Consider the following 24,307-nt stretch of genomic DNA (forward strand, 5'->3'; position numbering starts at 1 on the left):
AACTTAGCCACAAGACCTGCTGACAGATAGGGCACAACTGCTCAGACTCTGACTTAACTCTTTCAAAGAAAACATCATCCAACCCGAGTTCAATATCATCCTTCATTTCAGATCCTCCACGGACGAAGGCATTATTCTAGGAGCACGTAAATCGTCTACCCACTGCAATTTAGGAACTCCATCTTTCATAAAGAAAATTCGGAAATAGCGAGAAGTCGACGACTCGGGCTGCGGAACAGTTACCACGACAGAATATTCTTCCAATGGAAAACCGTTCCTGAATTCTTCAAGAGTCGGCTCAAAACTCCAGTACAAACTCACTTGCTTCCCCGGAGTTACACGGCAACCACACGAAAGCCCCCCTCCACCGCCATACATGTAGTTCCCCTTACGCGCAGATGGGTTACCTGAACACCCCGTCTTATTTGTAGCATCCAATCTAAATTCATGAATTGGCCGCTCATACTGGTTATACCCAGTAATACAAACCTCCTTCGAGGCAGGCGCAAAAACATCACCGCAACCCGCCAGCGAAGTCACCAATAGGCCTGCCATCAGTAGTTGTTTATTCATCCCTTATTCTCCTTCGGTTGGCGGCATGACTCTTGGGGCACGCAAATCATCAACCCACTGCAACTGCGGAATTCCATTTTTCATAAAGAAGATTCGGAAATATCGAGAGGTAGGAGATTCAGGCTGAGGAATAGTGACCTGCACTGTATGTTCAACTTCCGGAACCTTAGCGGCATACTCTGCCTTATTCTGAGCAAAAACCCAATACAAACTCACTTGCTTCCCTGGCGTCACACGACACCCACACACATATCCCCCGCCGCCGCCATAGGTGCCATGCCCTTCTCTTCCAGAGGGATTCCCCCAGCAACCAGATTTACTTTCCGCATCCAATCGAAACTTATGCAACTGCCGCTCATACTGGTTATACCCAGTAATACAAACCTCCTTCGAGGCAGGCGAAAAAATATCGCCATACCCCACCAACAAACTCACCAACGCCACGCCACCCAAAAATAGTAATTTTTTCATTTTTCGCGCCTATCAAAAACACGACTCAAGTGCTTCCCTGTACGCCATGCCCGCAGGCTTGACAGCAAGTCTTCACCGCTATTGCGACAACGCATCACCAACGCAGAAATTTCGCCCCGTTCAATATCTGACAAGGGCAATCCGATGAGCAGCGCGCAACAGCGGTAGAGCGTTGTAAGTTCAAGTTCGCCGCCATCGTTTAATAGCGCGATCAACTGGGTGATGTGTTCATAGATGAAAAACGGATCGACATTTACCGGTACATGTCCGCTGTTTTGCAGTTCAACGGTCAGTCGGTCCGCCCATTCCAATCGCTCCAGCGCCAGCAGTTCCTGATCGCTCAGGCCCCACGTCGCTGAGCGGCCAAACAGGGGGATGGATGGGTTTGCCGTGTCGATGACGCCGTCGCGGCGCACGTAAACCCACGCCTGGGCGTGGCCCAACAAGGCATTGATGCGCCGAGGCTCAAGGACCTTGAGCAGCGCCTGTAATGACGTTGAGTCGTAGAAGCGCAGCAACCCGGTACGGTGTTTAGAAAGGGCCACGTTGGTTTTTCGACTCAGGCCCCGGGCCAGTTGCTCGCGGGGCAAGGCACTGACCAACAGGGTAAAGGCGAAAGGGCGGCGGGCCAGGGAGCGCTCCAGCAGCGACGCCACCCAATGGTGCTCATACGGCATCAACAGGCCACAGATTTCGGGTGCGCTGGCTTCGGGCCGGCCTTTGAGCAGGTTGTCGATTTGCCGGCACGCGAGCAGGTCTTTCCACGGGAGCGCATTGATAGATAACTGTGCCGCATCGATCAGTAGGTAGCGGGCCAGTGTGGGGTGGTTGTCGTGGGCTTGTTGCGCGGCCAGGTGCCAGCGCGCCAGTAAGGTCGGCATGTTTTTATCCTCTGGGCGAGACGTTTCGATGCAAGCGCGCCAGGTGGCGCAGGCATTCCACGCACACGGGTGGGTTGAGGGCGGGCAGCGTGGGCGCGGGGCGTTGGGCTGGCCCGGTCAGCGCATGGTGCTGTGCCTTGAACGTCACGCTGCCCGGCGCCGTGATTTCAATGTTGCCTCCCCTCAGGCGGATGGCTGCGCCCTGCACGTGCAACAACACCTGGCGGTGGCCCTGCACCCGGGCGCTGGCCTGGGTACTGCGCATGTGCAAATCCCGTTGTGCGGCGACATTGAGCATGTCGCTGCGCGCTTGCAGGCTGACCGCGCCCGTGGCCGCGTGCAGGGCGATGCCGGGGGTGGTCACGGGGCCGTGCTCGGCGGCGGCGCCACGGGTAAACAGGACCAAGCCGTTTTCCGCGAGAAAACCGCAGTGGCCTTGGGCGGTAAGGTTGAGGTGCCCGCCGGCATTGAGCAGGCCATGGCTGCCCGCGGCCCAGATTTGATCTTGGGCGGCCAGGCTCAGCACCCCGGCCTGGCCGTACAGCGCCAGCATGGGTCGGCTCCAGGCGACGGCTTGCCCTTCACCGCCGCCGATACCTGCCGCGCTGGGTTGCCCTGCGCAGGTTGCCGCCAGGCTTGCCAGGCTGCTGCGTAGCGCTTGGTCGACGGGCAGCTGTGCCGCATCGGTGGGCCACCCGGCATTTTGCCGATGGGCACTGGCGGCCAATTGCTGCACTTGGGCCTGGGCTTTTTCCAATTCGGCGAACAGGCCTTGGGCCTGCATTTGCTGGTCGGCCGGTTCGGTGCTCAGCAGTAATCCTGCGCCGGCGCGCACCGCGCCCTGGGCCTGGGTGTGCAGCTCCATGCCATAACCCCGGTCGGCCAGGCGCTGGTTGTCCTGGGTCAGTTTCAAATGGCCCAGGGTCAGGCCGCTGTGATAGTCGCTGGTGTACAGGTGGATGCGGCTTTGCCCGGGGCTGTCGTCAAATTGCAACTGGCGATAGCCGCCAAGGCCGGTGTGGCTGGTGGCCAGATCCTGGGTTTTCCAGCCGCTGAGCACACCGGCATGGCCGTTGCCAGGGAACCACGCCGGGGCGTTGCCGGTGCTGCCCGATGCCCCTCCCGCCACCTGGTTGTGCGGCGCATTGGCCTGGCCGCGGCCGTTATACAAGGCGCCGATCACCACGGGGCGGTCGATATTCCCTTCCAGGAACGCCACCAGCACTTCCTGGCCGACCCGCGGGAGCCAGGCGCTGCCCCAATTTTGCCCCGCCTGCGCGGTGGCCACTCGCACCCAGGTTCCTACGCTTGCATCCGCCGGGGCGTTGTCGGTTTGCCGGGGATGGGCTAGATAGCTGGCCGAACGTGTGCCGCGCTGCCAGTGGAATTGCACTTTGATGCGGTGGTCACGGTCCGTCAGCAGCGGCCCGCCGTCGCCGATCACAATGGCGCTTTGCGCGCCCTGCACCGTGGGCACGGGATGCAGGCGACGGCCATGCCCGTCCTCGGTTTGCGGGCGGTAAGCCTGGTGGGCCGAGATCAGGGTGAAGTGGTTGCGGTACAGCTCAACGACGGGCTCCCCCACCGGCCCCAGGCCCGCCAGTACCGCCGCTTGCAGTTGCGCATCCAGGTTGTTGCGCGCCTGGTGGTGAACCCGTAGGCACAGCAGTGGCTCGCCCTCTGGAACGCTGTCATGGCCACTGAGGCAAATCCGCGAGCCGGCCGCCAATCGGCGCCATGTGCCCTGGCCCTGCACCTGCCACCGCGCCGTGCGCTGCGCATCGAGATGTTGTCGGGTGCGCTGTGCTCCCTGCATCGCATCCACCCAAGCGTAGGGGCCGACCGCCTCCTCATCGACACACCCTTTGATACCGTCATCGCTTTGCGCCTGCGCCGACAGCCGCGAGTGGCTGCGGTAATCCCAGCTTTGGCGCCGCACTTGGCCGACCATCCAGCGTTCTTCTTGTGCGCAGTGCTGGATGCTGTCGTGGGTCTCGGTCACGTCGCTGCGATGAAAACGCACTGACACGGGCGGAGCAGGCGCCAACGTGGCGTTACTGTCGCTCAACACCAGCACATGGCGGCCCAGGCCCGGGGCCTGTGCGTCGCCCTGGTGCTCAACGTGGTAGGCAATGCCTTCCTCGGCCAAAAGCCGTTGGACAAAAGCCAGGTCGGTTTCCTGGTACTGCGTGGTCAGGCTGCGTTTGCGGTAACGGCGCGGGTCATCGAGTGCCCAGCGCCAATGCGGTTGCACCACGCCCTGGCGATAGAACGCAAAGATCTGCTCGCAGATTTCCATCACGTTCAGGTCGTGAAAGGCGTAGCTGTCCTGGCGCAAGCGCAAGAGCGCCAGCCAGGGCTCGATACGCAATTGGTAGCGCGCCAGCCCACCATTGCTGGCGACTCGGGTGCAATGGCTGAGATGGCCGTGGAATGAGCGCAGCTCACCCTGTGAATCGGCGCACTGCACCTGCAAGAGCACCGGGGCGCCCAGCCACTGTTCGATCGGCAAGCCGCCATCGCAGGACAACGCGCTCAAGCTTAGGCAGAAGCCGCCCTGATCCAGTGCCTCCCAGCCGTCGAGGTGTTCGGCGACCAGCACCTGCGCACCCAACGTGGTGTGCAAGCGTAATAACCGATTCCGCTGGGACAGATCATCGTGCAACAAGGTAGAAGACATTCCTTTACCCCCGGCTCAACAAGAGCGCAGAAGGGTAAAGACTCAACGTCCCGGCAGAATGTCGGAACGTTCCTGTTTTTCGGACATCCACTTCCTGATCCGGCGATCACGGGCAAGCCCTCTCCCACAGCGCTCAGGTGACAATCCAGCGCACCCCTAGCAGCAGCAAAAAGTGCGCCGGATAAAGCCCATAGGCCCAGCGCCGCATGGGCGGTGGGCAGGCGTTGCGGGCATGGCGCAGCAAGGCCAATCCCAGCCAGGGTGCAAGCAGGCACGCCAGCAAGGCCGCGCCGGCGAGGTCGTTGCCGTGGCGCAGGGCCGGCCACAACACTTGCCACTCATTGGCCGCCACGCAGACCGCCCCGGGCAGCAGGCTCCAATACCCGGGGCGTCGGATCACCAGCAAGGTCGCCAACGGCAGCAGCACGCCAAACAGGCCGAACATCAGGTGCTCCCCCAACAGCGCCGCCAGCACCAGCGCCCCCAAGCCCAGCAGGCGGCTGTGCAGCCCGGGGGATTGCCAGCCGCGGGCCACCAGCAGGCCCAGCGCCAGGGTGGGCAACACGTTGAGGGTGTCGGCGTTGGCCATGAATAGGCGATAGGGGATTTCGCTCAGGGCGCTGAACAGCAGCAGCCAGCCCAGGTAGCGCCACTGGCCTTTGGGCGCCGCGCTGCCGGCACGGGCCAGGTTGGCCGCCATCGCCAGGCAAAACCAGGGGAACGCCAGGCGCCCCGGCACGTAGAGCATGTCCAGTTGCCAACCGACATAACGCAGGTGGTCAAGCACCATGCTCAACAGCGCCAACCACTTGAGCAGGTCCAGCGCGCCGTCGCGCCGCGTGGATGGTTCGGATGCGCGCATAATCCCTCAAGCCCTCTGCATTTTTGCGTCATAAACAGGGCGTGTGCTCGCCCGCCAATCTTGGGTAAAGTGCCCGCCATCCCCGCCCTCAATCACGGACACGGCCATGACCGACAAGAGCCAGCAATTTGCCAGTGACAACTATTCCGGTATCTGCCCCGAAGCCTGGGCCGCTATGGAGCAGGCCAACCAGGGCCACCAGCGCGCCTACGGCGACGACGAGTGGACGGCCCGGGCCTCGGACTATTTCCGCAAGTTGTTTGAAACCGACTGCGAAGTGTTCTTCGCGTTCAACGGCACGGCCGCCAACTCCCTGGCCCTGTCGTCGCTGTGCCAGAGTTACCACAGCGTGATCTGCTCGGAAACCGCCCACGTCGAAACCGACGAATGCGGCGCCCCGGAGTTTTTCTCCAACGGCTCCAAACTGCTCACCGCCCGCACCGAAAACGGCAAGCTGACACCCGACTCGATCCGCGAAATCGCCCTCAAGCGCCAGGACATTCACTACCCCAAGCCCCGCGTCGTGACCCTGACCCAGGCCACCGAAGTGGGCAGCGTCTACACCCCGCAAGAAATCCGCGCCATCAGCGCCACCTGTAAGGAGTTGGGCCTGAACCTGCACATGGACGGCGCGCGGTTTTCCAACGCCTGCGCGTTCCTGGGCTGCTCGCCCGCCGACCTGACCTGGAAGGCCGGCGTCGATGTGTTGTGCTTTGGTGGGACGAAAAACGGCATGGCGGTGGGCGAGGCGATTTTGTTCTTCAACCACAAACTGGCCGAAGACTTCGATTACCGCTGCAAGCAGGCGGGGCAGCTGGCGTCGAAAATGCGCTTTCTCTCCGCCCCGTGGGTGGGCCTTTTGGAACACGACGCCTGGCTCAAGCACGCCCGCCACGCCAACCACTGCGCGCAACTGCTGAGCAGCCTGGTGGCGGACATTCCCGGCGTGGAACTGATGTTCCCGGTGCAGGCCAACGGCGTGTTCCTGCAACTCTCGGAACCGGCCATCGCCGCCCTCACCGCACGCGGCTGGCGCTTCTACACCTTTATCGGCAAGGGCGGTGCGCGCTTCATGTGCTCGTGGGATACCGAGGAAGAACGGGTACGGGAACTGGCGGCAGATATCCGCGAAGTGATGGGGGCCTGACACTCATCGCGCAACGGGCGCTGGAGCACCACCTGCCCGCTCGTCGGCACTGTCATTTCTGACAGTATCAACAAGCACCTTGGCAGCGTTAGGTTCTGTAGGCCTGAAAGGGGTCTGTGCAGCCTTTCGGGTAAACGTTCTGCGCCGATGATTCGGCGGAGCATCGCAACCAAGGCAGGTGACTGAAATGAAAAATGCAGACAGCTACAACGCCGAAAAAACCGGCGTATTCGTCAGCTACGAAGACTTTTTGAAACTGGCGAACACGGGCGACCTTCTGACCCATGACCAAGCAGGGTTACCGCCCAAGCAAGTGTTGAAAAAAATCTTCAGGGCCCACGCAAACAGGCCGGGCGAGTACGAAATCCTGATTGCGGTCACCGACCCGACTCCGACTCCATAAGCGCCCTGCGGCTCGCGCGCCCACTGCCATTGCAGGGGCGCGCGACTTCCTAGAACTCGATCCGCACATCGCCCTTCGGCACGCTGCAGCACGACAGGATGTAGCCTTCGGCTTCGTCGTCTTCAGTGATGCCGCCGTTGTGCTCCATCTCCACTTCCCCGCCCAGCTTGCGCACTTTGCAGGTACCGCAGATGCCCATGCCGCAGGCCTTGGGGATCATCAGGCCGAGTTTGGCGGCGGCGGCGTGGACGGTTTCGCCCGGTGCCACGCGAATGCTTTTGCCCGAGGCAGTGAACTCCACCTGATGCAGGTCCGCCAGGTCCACTTGCGGGGCGTCGGCGGCCTGTTCGGCTTGCTCCACCGCGTCGGCGCGGGCCTCGGGCGGCGTGGCGCCGAAGGATTCCTCGTGGTAGCGCGCCATGTCGAACCCCGCCCCTTCCAGCAGGCGCTTGACCGCATTCATGTAAGGCGTAGGGCCGCAGCAGAACACCTCGCGCTCCATGAAGTCGGGGGTCATCAGTTCGAGCATCTTGTGGTTCAGGTAACCGCGATAGCCGGCCCAGGGCTCGCCCAGGCCATGTTTTTCACAGATCAGGTGCAGGCTGAAGTTGTCGATGCGCGAGGCCATGTGCTCCAGCTCGCGGTGGTAAATGATGTCCTTGGGCGAGCGGGCGCTGTGGATAAACACCATGTCGACATTGGCGTTGGTGTCGTAGAACCAGCGGGCCATGGACATGCACGGGGTGATGCCGACGCCGCCGCTCAGGTACAGCACTTTCGGCGCCGGGAAGTCGATGGCGTTGAACAGCCCCACCGGCCCATGCACCGCCAGCTCCTGGCCTTCGTGCAGGGTGTCGTGCAACCAGTTGGAAACCTTGCCCCCGGGGATGCGCTTGATGGTCACCGAAAAGCTGTAGGGCACCGACGGCGAGCTGGAGATGGTATAGGAGCGCATGATCGGTTGGTCGTCGATTTCCAGCTCCAGGGTGACGAATTGCCCCGGTTTGAAAAAGAACAGGATCGGCTGGTCGGCCATGAAGCAGAAGGTGCGCACGTCCCAGGTTTCCTGGATGACCTTGACGCACCGCACGATATGCCGGCCGTTGGCCCAGGTCTGGGTGGTTACCGGGTTCAGGAAGCTGTTGGACATGCTGTTCTCCGCTGCCGGGATTCGGCCTGATGGTGGCGATTTTGCGTATAGCGCAGAACGCCCATTTACCTATCTGCGACATTCACATGCTTATCGCGACCAGCCCCCAGGCGCCGGGGGTTGCGCGTCGGGAACAGGTTGGGCCATGTCGCCCATGGATAAGGTTGCCGCCCGCCCCCGCCCCACACTCGCCACACCGGACAAACACAATCCTGTGCCTTGCGTAGTAACCGTAGCCACTAATTCTGTCGGCCACACCGAATGGCCTTGAGGACATACACGATGGACGTCACCGCAACCCTGAGCCTGGGCGATCCGCTGGAACCCGCACGCAAGGCCACCGCACAGATGCTGCAAGAACGCGAGCGCACGTTTTCGCTACCGCAGCCGTTCTACTGCGACGAACGCCTCTTCGATATCGACATGCAGGAGATCTTCCAGAAGGAATGGTTGATCGCCGGCATGACCTGCGAAATCCCGGCCAAGGGTAACTACCTGACCCTGCAGATCGGCAAGAACCCGATCATCGTCATCCGCGGCGCCGAAGGCGTGGTGCATGCTTTCCACAACGTGTGCCGCCACCGCGGCTCGCGCCTGTGCACCAGCGACAAGGGCAAGGTCGCCAAACTGGTGTGCCATTACCACCAATGGACCTACGAACTGGACGGGCGCCTGCTGTTCGCCGGCACCGAGATGGGCGCCGACTTCGACATGCAGCAATACGGCCTCAAACCGGTGAACGTGAAAACCGCCGGCGGCTATATCTTCATCAGCCTGGCGCAGAACCCGCCGGCCATCGATGACTTCCTGGCCACCCTCAACCACTACATGGAACCCTACGACATGGAGAACACCAAGGTGGCGGTGCAAACCACCCTGGTGGAAAAGGCCAACTGGAAACTGGTGCTGGAAAACAACCGCGAGTGCTACCACTGCAACGCCTCGCACCCGGAGCTGCTCAAAACCCTGCTCGAATGGGACGACGTCACCGACCCGCGTGCCGACCAGGCGTTCAAGGACCACGTCGCCGCTTCGGCCGCAGCCTGGGACGCGGAGAAAATCCCCTACGCCCACGCCAGTTTCGGCCTGCGCAACCGCATCGTGCGCATGCCGCTGCTCAAAGGCACCGTGTCGATGACCCTGGACGGCAAGCAGGGCTGCAAAAAACTGATGGGCCGTATCAAGAACCCAGACCTGGGCTCGATGCGCATCCTGCACTTGCCCCACTCGTGGAACCACTGCATGGGCGACCACATCATCGTGTTCACCGTGTGGCCCATCAGCGCCCAGGAAACCATGGTCACCACCAAATGGCTGGTGCACAAAGATGCGGTCGAAGGCGTGGACTATGACGTCGAGCGCATGCGCCAAGTGTGGGACGCCACCAACGACCAGGACCGGCGCCTGGCCGAAGAAAACCAGCGTGGCATCAACTCCACTGCCTACCAGCCCGGGCCGTATTCCAAGACCTATGAGTTCGGTGTGGTCAACTTCGTCGACTGGTACAGCGAACGCCTGCTCAACAACCTGGGCGCCGCCCCGGCACCGTACCTGAAGGGAGTTGCGGCGCATGAGTGACTGAGCTGTGGCAGTGGGGCACCCGGTCAAAAAATGAGCAGATGCCCCACAGCCCGCTGCCACCCTGGCTCCTAGCCATCGCCCAACAACTTATCCACAAAGCCGCCCACAGACATTGTGGGCAAGTAGCGCGTTTACCCCCACTAGAGCGAAGAAAAACCGTGACTTATTCAAAGTACAGGGTTGTGGACAGCTTTGATCGTTTTTTGATCTAAAGCCTGAAAGCCACGTTTTTAAAGGGCTACAGGCGAACACAAACACCTTATCCACAGAAACGCCAACAGACTTTGGGGGCAACTTGTTCACAATGGCGCAGCGCTGTGGAAAACCCGGCAAACACCTGAAATAACTGGGGTTTCACGCCTTTCGCAAATAAAAACCGGACAATCGATCAAAAAACGCTCAAACCACTACACGCCTTTATCCACCTAGCCTGTGGCGTAAAGCGAACATCTTAACCACAGAAACACCAACAGACTTTGGGGGCAAAAACCGTCTTGCCTGCCCCGACGCCGAGAGGCGGTGTGGATAACTGCGGAGCGCAGCCACCGCGCTCAAAACCAACCGATATAACCCTTAGTGCAAAAAACAGTAACTTTAAAAATCAGATATTTACTCTAATTACGCCTACCCAAGCACAGACACGTTGCACTTTTTCTGTTTGCAACCAAACTTCATCTACACTCTTAGTCTCTAGGTAGTTCATTTCGCAATAGCCTGGGTTATTCAAGCAGTCCTTGGCGGAAACAAGGAGACAGACAGGTGATAAGGCAGGCTTCGCTATATTCAATAGCGTCGCGCCATCACTTCGCCACAGGTTTCACGCTGATTGAATTACTACTGACGCTGGCTCTATTGGCCACACTTGCGACAGTAGCTTATCCGCTGACGGCATTGATGGGTAAACGCGAACGGGAAGTCGAGTTGCAACGCTCGCTGCGTGAAATTCGGCGCGCGATCGACACTTATAAAGAAGCGTCCGATGACGGGCGTATCGAAAAAAGCCTCACCGCCAGCGGCTACCCGCCGACCCTGCAAGCCCTGGTCGAAGGCGTCACCGACAAGACCGACCTCAAGGGCAAAAAGCTCTACTTCCTGCGCCGCATCCCCCGTGACCCGATGTGCCAATGCCCAGACCAGGCAGCAGCCGACACTTGGCAACTACGCAGCTACGCCAGCACCGGCGAAGACCCCTCCGAGGGAGACGATGTGTTTGACATCTACTCCCGCAGCACCCGCGAGAGCCTCAATGGAACTCCCTACAGCCAGTGGTAACGCCGCTCGCCGGCGCTCGCGCGGCCAGGGCGGTTTTACCCTGATCGAGCTGCTGGTGGTCATGGCGATCATCGCCACCCTGATGACCCTGGTCACCCCGCAGTTCTTCCGTCAACACAGCAAGGCCCAGGAAACCGTGTTGCGCCATAACCTGGCGACCATCCGCCAAGCGCTGGACCAATACCGCGAAGACCAGGGCGCCAACCCGCCGTCCCTGGAAGAGCTGGTGACCCGACGCTACCTGCGGGAAATCCCCCTGGACCCCATCACGGGCAAGCGCGACACCTGGCAGCTGGAAACGGGCGAAGAGCAAGGCCTGGGCGATGTGCGCAGTGGTGCGCCCGGCCAGGGCAATGACGGAACCGAGTATGCAACCTGGTAACGCGCGGCGCGGCCGGCGGCGCCAGCAGGGCTCGGTGTTCCTGGGCATGCTGGTGGCGGTGGCACTAGTGGCCGTGATGTTGATGCAGACCGGCACGCTGTGGTCCAGCGTGCTGCGCCGTGAACGCGAGGCGGACCTCTTGGCCCGCGGTGGGGAAATCCGCCGCGCCATCGGCCTGTACTACCAAATCGCCAATACCTACCCCAAGACCCTTGACGAGCTGCTGCAGGACCGCCGCCAGCCCACCGTCAAGCGCTACCTGCGCCGCGTCTACCACGACCCCCTCAGCGGCAAGCCCGACTGGGGCATCGTCAAGGGCCCCGGCGACACCATCATGGGCGTTTACAGCCAGGCCAAAGGCACGCCATTCAAGCAAGGCAACTTTCGCAAGGACGACCGCAACTTCTCAGGACAGAGCAGTTATCAAGGGTGGTTGTTTCTGTATAGCCCTGGACAGAGTAGCCCTCCACCGCGAAACGAAGCACCGGGAGGCCCCGCCACTGGATGACCCCAACAACGTTCGGACACAACCGTTGCGTGCGTGCGCGCAACTTTTCCTGTGATTTGAAGGTGGATTCGACAATGAAGCATTTACAGACCTATAAGCGATACCTGCTACAGGGGTTGCTGGCCGCGACACTGGCCTTGCCAGCCGTTGGCTGGGGCCACGGCGCCGTGGACATTCCCATTGCCCGCCAGGTGAACTGCAAACTGGCCGGCGGCGAATGGCAATCGCCAGACGGCTCGTCCATTCCCGACCGTGGTTGCCGTGAAGCGGCGGCAATCTTCTCCACGCCCGCCGAGCGGGCCTACCCCGCCCAGCAATGGAACGAAGTGGCCATGCTGGTACCGGACTACAACAACGACAACGCAGTAATGGCCGCCATCCCCAACGGCAAGCTGTGCGCCGCCGGGGACCCGAAAAAAGCCAGCCTGGACGTGGTCACGCCCTACTGGCACAAAACCGCGCTGACCGCCTCCGACAGCATGACGGTGCGCATCATCGGCACCGCGCCCCATGTGCCCAGCTTTGCCAAGATTTACCTGAGCAAGGCCAGCTATGACGGCACGCGCCCCCTGGGCTGGGATGACCTGGATCTGATCCACTCCGAGCGCTTTACCACAGCGCGCACCGACTGGCAGACCCAACCCACCATCTCCGGGGCCAGCGGCTTCTTCGAGGTCAAGGCTCCGTTGCCGCCCGGCCGTACCGGCGACGCGGTGGTGTATGTACGCTGGCAGCGGGAAGACCCGGCGGGGGAAGGTTTCTACAACTGCAGCGACATCACCTTCAAGGACACCGGCATTCCCGAACCGGAACTGTTCGACAAGGGCTCGTTCATCCCCGCCGAAATCCAGCCCAAGGCCGGCGACACCGTGCGCTTTCGCGTGCTGAGCGGCTCGGGCGACGCCCATGAAATCGTCGATGTGAAGCAAGCCATCACCGCGCAAAACACCCACCCCAATGTCTGGGGCAAACAGATCTTCAACAAGGTCCCACCCTCGAACGTGGTGATTGGCGAGGAGCCCATGAGCCGCGCCAAGCAACACGGCATAACGTTCAATGAGAGCGATTGGCGGGCCAACTCGGTGTTCGTGCGCAACCGCAACGACTCCCCCGCCATGAGCATCAGCAGCGGCGGTGAACCCGAACCGGTCAACCCAAACCCACCGATTGTGGTGATCGAGGGCCCAACCACCGTCAAGTCGGGCGAGCAGTTCACCCTCGATGGCAGCAAAACCCAGGGCCAGAACGGCAACGGTAGCCTGAGGTACCAATGGATTGCCGCCTTCGCGCAGATTGACGGCCGCCAGCCGATCCATCAGTTCACCGCGCCCACGGTTACCACGCCCACCGCAATCTGGGCACGCCTGGCTGTTGACGACTCATCCAACCACACCGTCGCCCAGAAAACCCACAACATCACGGTCACCCCCTCCACCGGCGGCGGCGATGACTTCCCGGCCTACAGCCCCGGCACCAGCTACAAGCCGGGGGATAAAGTGTCCCACAAGGGCAAGAACTACCAATGCCGGGACTTCCCCAACAGCGGATGGTGCGGGCAGTCGCCAACGCACTATGAACCGGGTGTAGGTTCCGATTGGAGGGATGCCTGGAACCCACTTTGAATTGCAAACTTTGATCCAACTTATGGCGCCGCACTTATGTGCGGCGCTTTAGTCACAGCACGCTTTTTATATTCAATTAGCTCATTACAAAAATAGCCAGGCGCTATAACTAACAATGGAACTTTGTTATTTCCCATCGCTGCTATAGTCAGTACTGATACAGGGACGCTTAGTTGTACTAATGGAGCAGGGGCAACAGTTCTGCCGGCGGTGCCCGTTGCATAACGGGCCGGGAGAGTTATACACAACCGCCTACCTTGGCACTCCCAGCAGGGTAACTTTCATGAAGCCGATATCCTTGTCACGCGCGTCCCATTCCCGTCGCACCCGTGGTTTCACCTTGCTGGAACTGCTGGTGGTGCTGTTAATCATCGCCCTGCTGGCCGGGTATGTCGGGCCGAAAATGTTCGATCGCCTGGAACTGGCCAAGGCGCAGACCGCCAAGGGCCAGATGAAATCCCTGGGCGACGCCCTCAACCAATACCGCCTCGACAACGGCCGCTACCCCAGCGAAGCCCTGGGCCTCAACGCCCTCACCGAGCGCCCGGCCAGCGAACCGGGCTGGCACGGCCCCTACCTGCCCAAGAGCGTGCCGCCCGACCCGTGGAACACCCCCTACCAATTTAAAAACCCGGGGGCGGCCCATGAGGTGGAAATCATCTCCCTGGGCCGCGATGCCAAGGCCGGCGGCGAAGGCACCTCCGCCGACATCGTCCACGGCCTCTGAAGCCTGGGCACGCCCATGCCCAAGGGACTCGCCATGACCCTGCGCCGACTCGCCATCGCCCTGTTCGCCAGCCTGCTGGCCAGCACCGCCCAGGCCACCTGCTGGCAAGCGGCGGGCAGCCGTTACCACATCGACCCACTGCTGCTGTATGCCATCGCCAAGGTGGAATCGGGCCTCAACCCCGGCGCGCGCAACCTCAACCGCGACGGCAGCTACGACATCGGCCTGATGCAGATCAACAGCCGCCACCTGCCGCGCCTCGCCGCCTACGGCATCGACGAACACAGCCTGCAATCGCAGCCCTGCACCAGCGTGATGGTGGGGGCGTGGATCCTCGCCGAGTTCATTCGCCAGTCTGGCTACGGCTGGCACGCGGTGGGCGCCTACAACGCCGGCACCCGGCCGCAAGGCGATGCCCGCCGCGCCCGCTACGCCGAGGCGGTGTGGCGCTACTACGGCCAGTTGTCGCTGGCGCGCCAGCAACGGGCGGTGCCCACGCCATGAACGAATTCGACGCCCGCGTACTGCGCCAGGGCCATGTGCAAAGCCTGCGCATCCAGGCCCTGGACCTGGCCCAGGCGCGCCAGCAATTGCAGGCCGATGGCAGCCACGTCATCTCCCTGCAACAACGCCGCCAACTGAAGTGGCAGGGCCGTGGCGCCAAGTTCGCCCTGGGCCTGTTCATCCAGGAACTGGTGGTGCTGCTCGACGCCGGGCTGGTGCTGGTAGAAGCCGTGGAGACCCTGCGCGACAAAGCCGCGCCGGGGATCAACCGCCAGGTCCTGAGCGAACTGCTGGACGCCATGTACCAGGGCAACTCGCTGTCCAAGGCCATGCAGATGAAAGCCGCGCTGTTCCCCTCGCTGCTGATCGCCACCGTCGCCTCCTCCGAACACAGCGGCCAGTTGTCCATTGCCTTGCGCCGCTACCACCACTTCGAGGCGCACCTGGAAAAGGTCAAGAAACGGGTGAGCGGCGCGCTGATGTACCCCTTGGTGGTGCTCAGTGTCGGCGCGCTGATTTTGCTGTTCCTGCTGTTTTTCGTGATCCCGCGTTTTGCCTCGGTGTTCGACTCGGTCGCCGACCTGCCGGCCACGGCGCGTTTTATGGTGTGGTGGGGCGCGTTGGTGGAACAGCGTGGCCTGGCGCTGATGGGCGCGACGCTGGCGGCCCTCGTCGGCCTTGGCCTGCTGATGCGCACCGCCGCCTTCAAAAGCCGCGTGGCGGCGTTGTTCTGGAAGGTCCCCAGCCTCGGGGCTCAGCGCACCCTGTTTGTCCTCGCCCGTTTCTACCGCACCGCCGGCATGCTGCTGATGGGCGGCATGCCGGTGGTGATGGCGGTGGAGTTATCGGGCGCGCTGCTGCCCGCCGAGCGCCAGGGCGATTTGCACCAGGCCATGACCGACATCAAGGCCGGCCAGCCGCTGTCCACCTCCCTGGCCCGCTACCAACTGACCACGCCCGTGGCCGAGCGGCTGCTGCGGGTAGGCGAGCAGAGCGGCGAACTGGCGGCCATGTGCGAACGTATCGCGCAGTTCCACGACGAGGCGCTGGAGCGGGCCATCGAATTGTTCAGCAAGGTGTTCGAGCCGTTGCTGATGCTAGTGGTCGGCGGCTTGATCGGGCTGATCGTGTTCATGCTGTACATGCCGATCTTTGAATTGGCCGGCTCAATTCAGGGGTGAGTGATGAGCGACCTATGGCACGCCTGGCAGGCCCAGGCACTTGAGCAAGGCCAGAGCCTGCCGGATTTTTTGCACGCTTTGCTCAGCGCCGAGCCGCAGCAACTGGAGGCCGTGGCCGCAGGCGTGGGCCTGCTGGCAATCCCCGCCACCGCGTTGGCCGAACATTGGCGCTTCGACCTGCTGGCGCTGCCCCAGGCGCTGATCCACGACTTGTTGCCCATCGACTGGCAAGGCGCGCCGTGCCTGGTGTTGGGCGAACCGTTCTCCCTGGCCGCGCGCAACTGGGTGCAAGCCAGTGCGGCCCTGCGCGGCCTGCCCCTGGCCATGAGCCTACCCGGCGCGGTCAAGGCGCAACTGACCCTGGCCGAGGCCAGCCAACGGGTGATGCAACCCTTTGGCGGCGACGACGAAAACGCCCGGGTCATGCAGGCTGCCCAGGAGATTTCCCTGAGCAGCATCGCCCGCGACGACAACCCGGTGGTGCGCCTGGTCAACTCCATGCTGTTCGACGCCTTGCAAAGCCACGCCAGCGATATCCACGTGGAATCCACGCCCCAGGGCCTGGTCATCAAGTACCGCATCGACGGCGTGTTGCAGCAGATGGGCCAGGCACCGGGGCTGGACATGGCCGAGCAGGCGCTGTCGCGGCTCAAGGTGTTGTCGGAGCTGGACATCGGCGAGCGGCGGGTGCCCCAGGACGGGCGCTTCAAGGTGCGCATGCAGGGCCGCGAGGTGGATTTCCGGGTGTCGATCATGCCCAGCATCCACGGCGAGGACGCGGTGCTGCGGGTGCTGGACAAGTCCCAGCGCGGCGAATCCCTGACCCTCGACACCCTGGGCCTGGACGCCGACACCATTGCCCGCATCCGCACCCTGGCCAGCGAGCCCTACGGCATGTTGCTCGTCACCGGCCCCACCGGCAGCGGCAAATCCACCACCCTCTACGCGGCACTGTCGGAAACCAACACCGGCGAGAAAAAAATCATCACCATCGAAGACCCGGTGGAATACGAACTGCCCGGCGTGCTGCAAATCCCGGTCAACGACAAAAAGGGCCTGACCTTCGCCCGCGGCCTGCGCTCGGTGCTGCGTCACGACCCGGACACCATTCTGGTGGGCGAGATCCGCGACGGCGAAACCGCCGGCATCGCCGTGCAAGCGGCGCTCACCGGGCACCTGGTGATGTCCTCGGTGCACGCCAACAGCGCCTTCAGCGTGCTAGAGCGTTTTATCTACATGGAGGTGGAACCGGCCAGTTTCGTCGAGGCCCTCAACGGCGTCGTGGCCCAGCGCCTGGTGCGGCGCATTTGCAGCGAGTGCGCGGTGGAAGCCAAACCCGACCCTGAACTGGTGCGCCTGGCCAAACTCACACCCCAGCAACTCAAGCAGGCCCATTACCGCGTCGGCACCGGGTGCGAGGCCTGCCGCCACACCGGCTACCGCGGGCGCCTGGCCCTGGCCGAAGTGCTGAGCGTCACCGACAGCATCAAGGAAGGCCTGCTGCACCGCAGCTCCGCCGCCGCCCTGCGCGAGCTGGCGCTGGAATCGGGCCACGTGTTCATCCGCGACATCGCCCTGGCCCATGCGGCGCTGGGCCACACCACGCTGCGGGAGATTCACCGTGTCATCTCTTTGTATTGAGCACGCTGTGCTACTGGGCGGCGAAGGCACAACCTGGGCCGCCCGCGACCGCTGGCGCGAGGGCCCGGTGTGGCACGCCCAGCACAACGGCGAGCCGCTGGAAGCCTGTGCCGAGCTGCTGGAACAGGCACCACGCGGGCGCCTCAAACGCCTCGACCGCGCCCACGTGCTGCTGGGCTTTCCCCATGTGCACTACCTGATGCTACCCTGGCAGGACGGCCTCTACAGCCCGGATGACTGGCAAGGCTTTGCCCGCGCCACCTTCCTGCAAGACGCCGGCGTGGACCCGGCGCAGTGCCAGGTGCAAATCGCCAGTGCGCCGTTCGGCGCCGCACGCCTGGCGGTGGCCACCCCGCTGGAGTTGCTGCACGCCTTGCGCCTGCTGTTCCGGGCCCAACACCTGCCGCTGGGGACGTGCCTGCCGTTGCTCACCGCCACCGCCCAGCGCTACTGGCAGCAACTGCCCGCCGACGGCGTATTGGCCGTGCCCGAGGCTAGCGCCCTGAGCTGCCTGTACCTGCATGGCGGTGAAGCGACCCAGGCCTGCGCCCTGCCGGTCGCCCCAGGCACGCCGCTGCACAGCAGCCTGTTCGCCGCCGCGGTGCTGAGCGCCGAGAACCCTGCCGCGGTGGTCGTCGCAGGCCCGCGCCCGCCCACCGCCAGCGACGGCCACTGGCTCGGCCCGCTCCACCCATGGATGCAGGAGGACGCCGGATGATCGCCCCCCTGCGCGCACGCCTGCACCGACACTGGCAGCGGGCCCGCGCCGGCCAAGGCCCGCGTGTCGACTTCCAGCGCCAGCACCTCGCCCACAAAGGCCTGGTGGCGGTGCTATGGCTCCTAGCCTTGGTGCTGGCGTTCATCGCCTGGCAACACTGGCAGGCGTTGCAGGCGCAACAGCGCCACACCGACGAACTGGAGCAGCACTTCGTGCAGTTAGCGCGGCAACAGGAACGCCTGATCCAAGCCGCGATCCGCACCACGCCGCAGCAGAAAAAACAGCTGGCGCTGTTCGCCGAGCAGGCCCTCACCCCCTTCCCCTTGCTCGACACCCTGGGCCAGGCGTGGCTAAAGGAAGTGGCCGTGACGCGAGTGGAGGTCAACACCCTGACCCGCGAACTGAACCTGGACCTCGAAGCGCGGGTGCTGCGCGATGCCTTTCGTTTTGTCGAGCGCCTCAAGGCGCAACCCAACCTGGCCGTCAGCCTGCAACAAAGCGCACGCAAACCCAACGACCCGGCGCGGCCGGTGGTCGTCAAACTGAACATCCGCGGGCAATGACGCCATGAACCGCCTCCCCCGCGCCCTGCAACCCGAGCCTCTGCTGGCGCGCCTGCGCTGGGGGTTGATGCTGGCGCGCCAGGCCCTGGGTTTTGCCGGAGGGTTGGCGTTGCTGGTGATCGCCGCCGCCGTGCTGATCGACATCGGGGTCACCGGCCCGGCGCGGGCCCAGGACAGCGTGCGCCGTGCGGAGCTGGAAAGCGCCATCGCCGCACGCCCCCAGGAGGTCTTTGTCACAGAACCCTCGGCGGTCAATAAACTGCCCACCGCACAGGCCTTCGCCATGCGCCTGGAGCGGGTGTTGAGCCTGTTGCAAGAACAGGGTTTCAGCATCGACCAGACCAACCTGGCCTACTCCAGCCCCGGCGACGCCCAGGTGCAGCGCCTGGAGGTGGAAATCCCCGTGACCGGGAGCTACCCGGCGCTGCGCAGGGCCCTGGACGAAATCGTTCAGCAACCGGCCGTGCGCGTGGAAAACCTGGTGCTGGAGCGCAAGGACATCACCGCCAGCCAACTGGCGATCAACCTCAAGGTAAGCCTGTTGGGGGTGCTCGAATGAAACTGCCCCTGTACTTGCGCGTGTTGCTGGGGCTGACGGTGCTCGGTTGCGCCTGGCTGTTTTGGCAAGACAGCACCCCGCCACCGCAGGAAACGCCCGCGCCCAACACCCGCCCCACGCCCGCGCCAGCCCCGGACGACAGCCCCCCTCCCGCCAGCGACAGCGCCGAGGCACTGGCCAGAGTGGATATCTTCCCCAGCCAGACCTGGATGCCACCGCCCCCCGCCGCCGCCCCGGTGAGCCAGGCACCCCGCGCGCCACCGTTCCCGTTCACCGTCAGCGCCCAGTGGCGCTACCAGAACCAGGCGAAAATCGTCGTCCTGCAAGGCCAGGGCACGCGCTACACCCTGTGCCGACGCTGCGCGGTGCCCGGGCATATCGAACCCGGCGGCAAACTCGATGCGCACTATCGGCTGGAAAAACTCAGCGACAGCGCCGTGGTCATCCAGTACCTGCCCCTGGGCCAGGTGACCACCCTGCGCCTGGATTCACCTTGAGCCTCACGCAGGCAAGCGAAGAGAACGATCATGGCGACCCGTACGTTCATCTCATTAGCCCTGGCCCTGGTGCTCCTGCCCGGTTGCGAAACCCGCCGCGCCCTGGAGGAAAGCGACGAACTGCGCCAACAAGGCGATTTGGTGCGTTCAGTGGAAGTGCTCCAGGCTGAAATGAAAGACAACCCCGACGACGTGCAATTGCGCACCGCCACGTTCAGCAAGCTGGAGCTGCTGGTGGCCCACTACAGCCGCGAGGCCAACAACGCCCTGATGCGCGGCGACGATGCCGGCGCCATCGCCGCCATGCAGACCATCCTCAAGTACGACCCCAGCAACCTGGGCGCGCGCCAGGAAATCCAAAGCATCGAGACCATGCGCCAGTTGCGCCCACAGTTGCAGCAGGCCTACGCGATAAAAGACTCCAACCCCCTGGAGGCCCTGCGCCAGGTGCGCCAGATCATCGCGCAAAAACCCAACTACCGCGCCGCCCTGGACCTGCGCAACCTGCTGACCCAGGACCTGGTCAAGGCCGACAACCTCAACCCGAACCTGAGCGAGGCCATGCGCAAACCGGTGAGCCTGGAGTTCAGCTCCCAGAGCCTGACCACGATTTTCGAGACCATCGCCAAGCTCTCGGGGGTCAACTTCGTCATCGACAAGGACGTCAACCCCGGCGCCACCGCCAGCCTCACGGCCAGCCGCACCACCGCCGAAGATGCCCTCAACCTGCTGCTCTCGACCCAGCAACTGCAAAAGAAAGTGCTCAACGCCAACACCTTCCTCATCTACCCGGCGCGCCCGGACAAAGAGCGCGAATACCGCGAACTGGCGGTGCGCACCTTTTACCTGAGCCACAGCGACCCGAAACTGATCGCCGCCGAGATCAAGCAAATCCTCAAACCCAAGGAAGTGCTGGTGGACGAGCGCCTCAACGCAGTGATCGTGCGCGACGGCCTCGACACCCTGGGCGCCGTGGAAAAACTGGTGGAAGCCATCGACATCGCCCAGTCGGAAGTGACCATCGACATCCAGGTGCTGGAAGTCAGCCTCACCGACGAAATGAACCTGGGCATCGCCTACCCCGAAAGCATCGGGGTGTCGGTGGGTAACTTCGCCAACCTGCCCGCCGTGATGGCCGGCACGCCCATCAGCGCCCTGCGCGGGATCAACGGCGACAACATCCTGCTGGACGCCGGCAGCACCTCGGCGCGCATCAACATGCTGCAACGCAGCGGCAACACCGTAACCCTGGCCAACCCCCGGGTACGGGTGAAAAACCGCGAAGAAGCCTCGGTGAACATCGGCGACAAAATCCCGGTGGTGACCACCACCACCGCCAACCAGATCACCACTTCATCGGTGACCTACCAGGACGTGGGGCTGCAAATCAAAGTCAAACCCAACATCAGCCTGAGCGACGAAATCAGCCTCGACTTGTCGGTGGAAATGAGCCACATCACCAAGCGCATCGCCGGCTCGGAGAATGTCCCGGCCACCTTCGAGCTGGGCTCGCGGGCCACCAAAACCATGCTCACCGCACGCAACAACGAAACTCAAGTGGTCTCGGGGCTGATCCGCACCGCCGACATCGACGAAGGCTCGGGCCTGCCGTGGCTGAGCAAAATCCCGTGGATAGGCAAACACCTGTTCGGCACCAACCTGGGCACCCAGCAAAAAACCGAAATCATCCTGCTGCTCACCCCGCGCATCGAACGCAACCTCGACCTGCCGATCTCCCAGGTCAGCACCTTCAGCAGCGGCACCGAAGCGCGCAGCTCCACCGAAGGCATGATCTTGCGCGACACCCGCGACATTAAACTGCGCTCCACCGGCACCGGTGCCTTCAGCGGCGCCATCCCCCCGCCCATGCAACAACCCGACGCCAACTGGCAACCCCTGCCGCCCCCCGTCCCCCAACAAGTGGCCCCACCCACCGTGCCACCGCCGCCGACACCCCCAGCGCCAGCGCCGGCCACACCCGCGGCCCCGAGCCCATGAGCCTGGCCCGAAATCGAGGTCGGCGGGTTTGGCCCCATCACGGGCAAGCGGAGCGCCGCCTGGCCCGTTCCCACAGATGAACTGTGCTGTGGCTGGGATTTTCATTTTTCGTCTGTGGGAGCGAGCCTGCTCGCGATGGCGGCACTGAGTGGCGGTGACGAAGGGCAGGGGGAAGACAGTTGCTCCCACAGGGCTCAACTCAGTGCTGGCCTGGACTGATCCGGGCTCCAGAGCCAGAAGGTGTAGCCGTAGTCGCCTTCCAGTTTGGGAAAAATCGCGCCATCACGGAAATACTGCCGCGAACCCTCACGGGCGGGGCTGAACCACCAACCGGCGTGGGGGCAAGGCTCACCGCTGGCTTTGCGCGGCGGGTGCTGCGGCTCGCTACCCGGCGCGTCGGCCATGGCGTCGGGGTCGCTGTCTTCAAACTCACCTTCGAGAAGTTCGACGAAGTACCACTTGCAGGGGCGGTAAGTGAAGGAGTCGGATTGCACTTGATAACGGGCCGAAAAAATGGGATCCGTAAAAACACCCTTATATTGGTTTTGTGCAATAAATTTTGAAAAACCGTCCTCATCGCCCCACAAGCCTGCGCGGCCCAAGGTTTTCAAGACATCCAGACCTAATTCATTGAATGTTTGACATTCTTCCAGTGTCTTCCACATCCCTTCGCCGCCTCCGGTCCAGGCAAATTGCAGGGCACCCAGAGGATCATCTTGAGACACATAGACGCCGGTACGTGGCGGAACTTCCCCGGTTTTACCTTCAATATCCATATGCACTTTGAATTTTGGCAACCGCGGAAACTGTCCTTTGATTTGCTGCCAAATTGACCAAAATGTCATATCGCTCCAGTCCCGCTCCATAACACCGTCAATCTTGTAACCGTAGGAGAAAACCGCATTGGCCCGTTCGCGAAACTCCTTCTCCTGTTCTGCAGTGGCCCATTGCATTGAAAACTCGCCCAGCATATGGGCGCATTGATTGGTTCCCGTGATGCCGTAGCACTGGTCGGCGCGCTTGGCCATATCCCACATGGTGTTTTCCCTGTACTCGATCAAGGCTGGAAACCCGCCGGTGCTCCAGTTGGCTGCAGTATCGCGCACGCCCCAGCGTTCGCTGACCATCAGGGGGTCGAGAATCGAACGGCGTTCTAAAAGCATCTCGGCCATAACGATCAGCTCCTCGATTTTCGGCAACAACGCGTCCAGGTAACTTTGCGACGAGTAGTAATAAAGCATCGCCGCTTGGCGTTTTTGCCACAGGGACAGGTGATAAGTCGGGGTCATCGGATAAAGAGCGTTCATGTTGTGTGCCCGGACAGTGCAGACCAGACGGGTTCGCCTGGCCTGCATTTAACGATCAAAGTGTTGGCCTGGACTGGTCCGGGCTCCAGAGCCAGAAGGTGTAGCCGTAGTCGCCTTCCAGTTTGGGAAAAATTGCGCCATCACGGAAATACTGCCGCGAACCTTCACGGGCGGGGCTGAACCACCAACCGGCGTGGGGGCACGGCTCGCCGCTGGCTTTGCGCGGCGGGTGCTGCGGTTCGCTGCCGGGTGCATCGGCCATGGCGTCGGGGTCGCTGTCTTCAAACTCACCTTCGAGAAGTTCAACGAAGTACCACTTGCAGGGGCGTTCGGTGAAGGCTTCCTCTACTATTTTTTGTCTTGCCGGGTGCTGGATATTGGGAAAAATGCTGGTGTACTGGCGTTGTTGAGCAAACTGCAATAACCCTGCTTCGTCGCTCCATAAATTTCTGCCAACTACTTTCAACACATCAAGGCCAATTTCGCTGAAGGTTTGGCATTTTTTTAGTGGTCGAAACATGCCAATCCCCCCTCCTGTCCAACCAAACTGCAAAGCGCCGAAGGGATCATCTTGAGGTAAGTACACGCCGGTCCGAGGAGGAACTTGTCCCGTTTTACCTTCAATGTCGAAGTGAACTTTGAACTTGGGTAATTTATGGAAGCACCCTTTTACTTCTCGCCACGCGACCCAAAATGTGAAGTCTCGCCAGCGTTGCTCCATAACCCCATCAATGTTGAACCCGTGGGAAAAAACCTCGTTGGCACGTTTGCGAAACGCTTTCTCCTGTTCTGCAGTGGCCCATTGCATTGAAAACTCGCCCAGCATATGGGCGCATTGATTGGTTCCCGTGATGCCGTAGCACTGGTCGGCGCGCTTGGCCATATGCCACATCGTGCTTTGCCGATAGGCAATCAAAGCCGGAAAACCGCCGGTGCTCCAGTTGGCTGCGGTATCGCGCACGCCCCAGCGTTCGCTGACCATCAGGGGGTCGAGAATCGAACGGCGCTCCAAAAGCATCTCAGCCATGACGATCAACTCTTCGATCTTCGGCAACAACGCGTCCAAGTAACTTTGCGACG

Annotated in this window: 23 protein-coding genes and 1 pseudogene; 16 read left to right on the plus strand and 8 right to left on the minus strand. The window is 62.3% G+C overall.

The features are described 5' to 3' along the window. Positions 1 to 102: 102 nt before the first annotated feature. From CKW13_RS22260 to CKW13_RS22280, 5 genes are all read right to left on the minus strand, one after another. Positions 103 to 573: a hypothetical protein gene (locus CKW13_RS22260; protein WP_218192068.1), complete on the minus strand. Its 471-nt coding sequence runs from the start codon at positions 571 to 573 to the stop codon at positions 103 to 105. Positions 574 to 576: 3 nt separating this feature from the next. Beyond that, positions 577 to 1,044 (minus strand): DUF3304 domain-containing protein, encoded by a 468-nt coding sequence (locus CKW13_RS22265; RefSeq protein ID WP_095110934.1) that lies wholly within the window; start codon positions 1,042 to 1,044, stop codon positions 577 to 579. Continuing rightward, complete coding sequence (locus tag CKW13_RS22270) at positions 1,041 to 1,925, minus strand: DUF4123 domain-containing protein (protein WP_095110935.1); 885 nt, start codon at positions 1,923 to 1,925, stop codon at positions 1,041 to 1,043. The genes CKW13_RS22265 and CKW13_RS22270 overlap by 4 nt, the downstream gene beginning before the upstream one ends. A gap of 4 nt (positions 1,926 to 1,929) precedes the next feature. Further along, complete coding sequence (locus tag CKW13_RS22275) at positions 1,930 to 4,605, minus strand: type VI secretion system Vgr family protein (RefSeq protein WP_095110936.1); 2,676 nt, start codon at positions 4,603 to 4,605, stop codon at positions 1,930 to 1,932. 133 nt (positions 4,606 to 4,738) lie between these two features. Beyond that, positions 4,739 to 5,467 (minus strand): TraX family protein, encoded by a 729-nt coding sequence (locus tag CKW13_RS22280; protein WP_095110937.1) that lies wholly within the window; start codon positions 5,465 to 5,467, stop codon positions 4,739 to 4,741. A 106-nt stretch (positions 5,468 to 5,573) separates the two neighbouring features. Here CKW13_RS22280 and CKW13_RS22285 point away from each other — a divergent pair, with 106 nt between their 5' ends. Both CKW13_RS22285 and CKW13_RS22290 read left to right on the plus strand, forming a co-directional pair. Further along, a complete protein-coding gene (locus tag CKW13_RS22285; protein ID WP_095110938.1) occupies positions 5,574 to 6,614 on the plus strand; it encodes a low specificity L-threonine aldolase in 1,041 nt (346 codons plus the stop codon). A gap of 187 nt (positions 6,615 to 6,801) precedes the next feature. After that, positions 6,802 to 7,017, plus strand: a complete 216-nt coding sequence (locus CKW13_RS22290) for a hypothetical protein (RefSeq protein ID WP_095110939.1) — start codon at positions 6,802 to 6,804, stop codon at positions 7,015 to 7,017. 49 nt (positions 7,018 to 7,066) lie between these two features. Here CKW13_RS22290 and gbcB read toward each other — a convergent pair whose 3' ends face one another. Then, positions 7,067 to 8,167 carry a glycine-betaine demethylase subunit GbcB gene (gene gbcB, locus CKW13_RS22295; RefSeq protein ID WP_095110940.1) on the minus strand — a complete coding sequence of 367 codons (1,101 nt, stop codon included), beginning with the start codon at positions 8,165 to 8,167 and terminating at the stop codon, positions 7,067 to 7,069. Positions 8,168 to 8,449: 282 nt separating this feature from the next. On the opposite strand from gbcB, the gene gbcA reads away from it, so the two are divergent. From gbcA to CKW13_RS22370, 14 genes are all read left to right on the plus strand, one after another. Then, positions 8,450 to 9,745 carry a glycine-betaine demethylase subunit GbcA gene (gene gbcA, locus CKW13_RS22305; protein ID WP_095110941.1) on the plus strand — a complete coding sequence of 432 codons (1,296 nt, stop codon included), beginning with the start codon at positions 8,450 to 8,452 and terminating at the stop codon, positions 9,743 to 9,745. A 789-nt stretch (positions 9,746 to 10,534) separates the two neighbouring features. Continuing rightward, on the plus strand, positions 10,535 to 11,020 hold the full coding sequence (locus CKW13_RS22310) for a type II secretion system protein (protein ID WP_176465164.1): 486 nt from the start codon (positions 10,535 to 10,537) through the stop codon (positions 11,018 to 11,020). Continuing rightward, complete coding sequence (locus tag CKW13_RS22315) at positions 10,995 to 11,402, plus strand: type II secretion system protein (RefSeq protein ID WP_095110942.1); 408 nt, start codon at positions 10,995 to 10,997, stop codon at positions 11,400 to 11,402. The genes CKW13_RS22310 and CKW13_RS22315 overlap by 26 nt, the downstream gene beginning before the upstream one ends. Further along, positions 11,389 to 11,910, plus strand: a complete 522-nt coding sequence (locus tag CKW13_RS22320; RefSeq protein ID WP_176465162.1) for a type II secretion system protein — start codon at positions 11,389 to 11,391, stop codon at positions 11,908 to 11,910. The genes CKW13_RS22315 and CKW13_RS22320 overlap by 14 nt, the downstream gene beginning before the upstream one ends. Before the next feature lie 74 nt (positions 11,911 to 11,984). Beyond that, positions 11,985 to 13,532 (plus strand): lytic polysaccharide monooxygenase, encoded by a 1,548-nt coding sequence (locus CKW13_RS22325; RefSeq protein WP_176465163.1) that lies wholly within the window; start codon positions 11,985 to 11,987, stop codon positions 13,530 to 13,532. A 283-nt stretch (positions 13,533 to 13,815) separates the two neighbouring features. Next, positions 13,816 to 14,259 carry a type II secretion system major pseudopilin GspG gene (gspG, locus tag CKW13_RS22330; protein ID WP_095110944.1) on the plus strand — a complete coding sequence of 148 codons (444 nt, stop codon included), beginning with the start codon at positions 13,816 to 13,818 and terminating at the stop codon, positions 14,257 to 14,259. Between the two features lie 33 nt (positions 14,260 to 14,292). Further along, positions 14,293 to 14,763 (plus strand): transglycosylase SLT domain-containing protein, encoded by a 471-nt coding sequence (locus CKW13_RS22335; RefSeq protein WP_095110945.1) that lies wholly within the window; start codon positions 14,293 to 14,295, stop codon positions 14,761 to 14,763. Further along, positions 14,760 to 15,944, plus strand: coding sequence for a type II secretion system F family protein (locus CKW13_RS22340; protein ID WP_095110946.1), 1,185 nt, complete (start codon positions 14,760 to 14,762; stop codon positions 15,942 to 15,944). The genes CKW13_RS22335 and CKW13_RS22340 overlap by 4 nt, the downstream gene beginning before the upstream one ends. A gap of 3 nt (positions 15,945 to 15,947) precedes the next feature. After that, the gene (locus CKW13_RS22345; RefSeq protein WP_095110947.1) at positions 15,948 to 17,585 is read left to right on the plus strand and encodes a GspE/PulE family protein; all 1,638 of its coding nucleotides are present in this window, start codon (positions 15,948 to 15,950) and stop codon (positions 17,583 to 17,585) included. Further along, complete coding sequence (locus tag CKW13_RS22350; RefSeq protein ID WP_141234007.1) at positions 17,566 to 18,303, plus strand: hypothetical protein; 738 nt, start codon at positions 17,566 to 17,568, stop codon at positions 18,301 to 18,303. Before CKW13_RS22345 ends, CKW13_RS22350 begins: the two co-directional genes overlap by 20 nt. Next, entirely contained in the window at positions 18,300 to 18,866 is a 567-nt protein-coding gene (locus tag CKW13_RS22355; RefSeq protein WP_256576652.1) for a hypothetical protein, read from the plus strand. Before CKW13_RS22350 ends, CKW13_RS22355 begins: the two co-directional genes overlap by 4 nt. A 4-nt stretch (positions 18,867 to 18,870) precedes the next feature. Beyond that, positions 18,871 to 19,425, plus strand: coding sequence for a GspMb/PilO family protein (locus tag CKW13_RS22360; protein WP_095110949.1), 555 nt, complete (start codon positions 18,871 to 18,873; stop codon positions 19,423 to 19,425). Continuing rightward, positions 19,422 to 19,922 (plus strand): hypothetical protein, encoded by a 501-nt coding sequence (locus CKW13_RS22365; protein WP_095110950.1) that lies wholly within the window; start codon positions 19,422 to 19,424, stop codon positions 19,920 to 19,922. Before CKW13_RS22360 ends, CKW13_RS22365 begins: the two co-directional genes overlap by 4 nt. Positions 19,923 to 19,952: 30 nt before the next feature. Beyond that, on the plus strand, positions 19,953 to 21,920 hold the full coding sequence (locus CKW13_RS22370) for a secretin N-terminal domain-containing protein (protein WP_095110951.1): 1,968 nt from the start codon (positions 19,953 to 19,955) through the stop codon (positions 21,918 to 21,920). Between the two features lie 194 nt (positions 21,921 to 22,114). Here the strand turns inward: CKW13_RS22370 and CKW13_RS22375 are convergent, their stop codons facing one another. Further along, positions 22,115 to 23,227: a hypothetical protein gene (locus CKW13_RS22375; protein ID WP_141234008.1), complete on the minus strand. Its 1,113-nt coding sequence runs from the start codon at positions 23,225 to 23,227 to the stop codon at positions 22,115 to 22,117. 55 nt (positions 23,228 to 23,282) lie between these two features. After that, positions 23,283 to 24,307: pseudogene (locus tag CKW13_RS22380) on the minus strand (hypothetical protein); the annotation flags it as partial.

This window comes from Pseudomonas sp. Irchel 3E20 (assembly GCF_900187645.1).
Taxonomy (GTDB): domain Bacteria; phylum Pseudomonadota; class Gammaproteobacteria; order Pseudomonadales; family Pseudomonadaceae; genus Aquipseudomonas.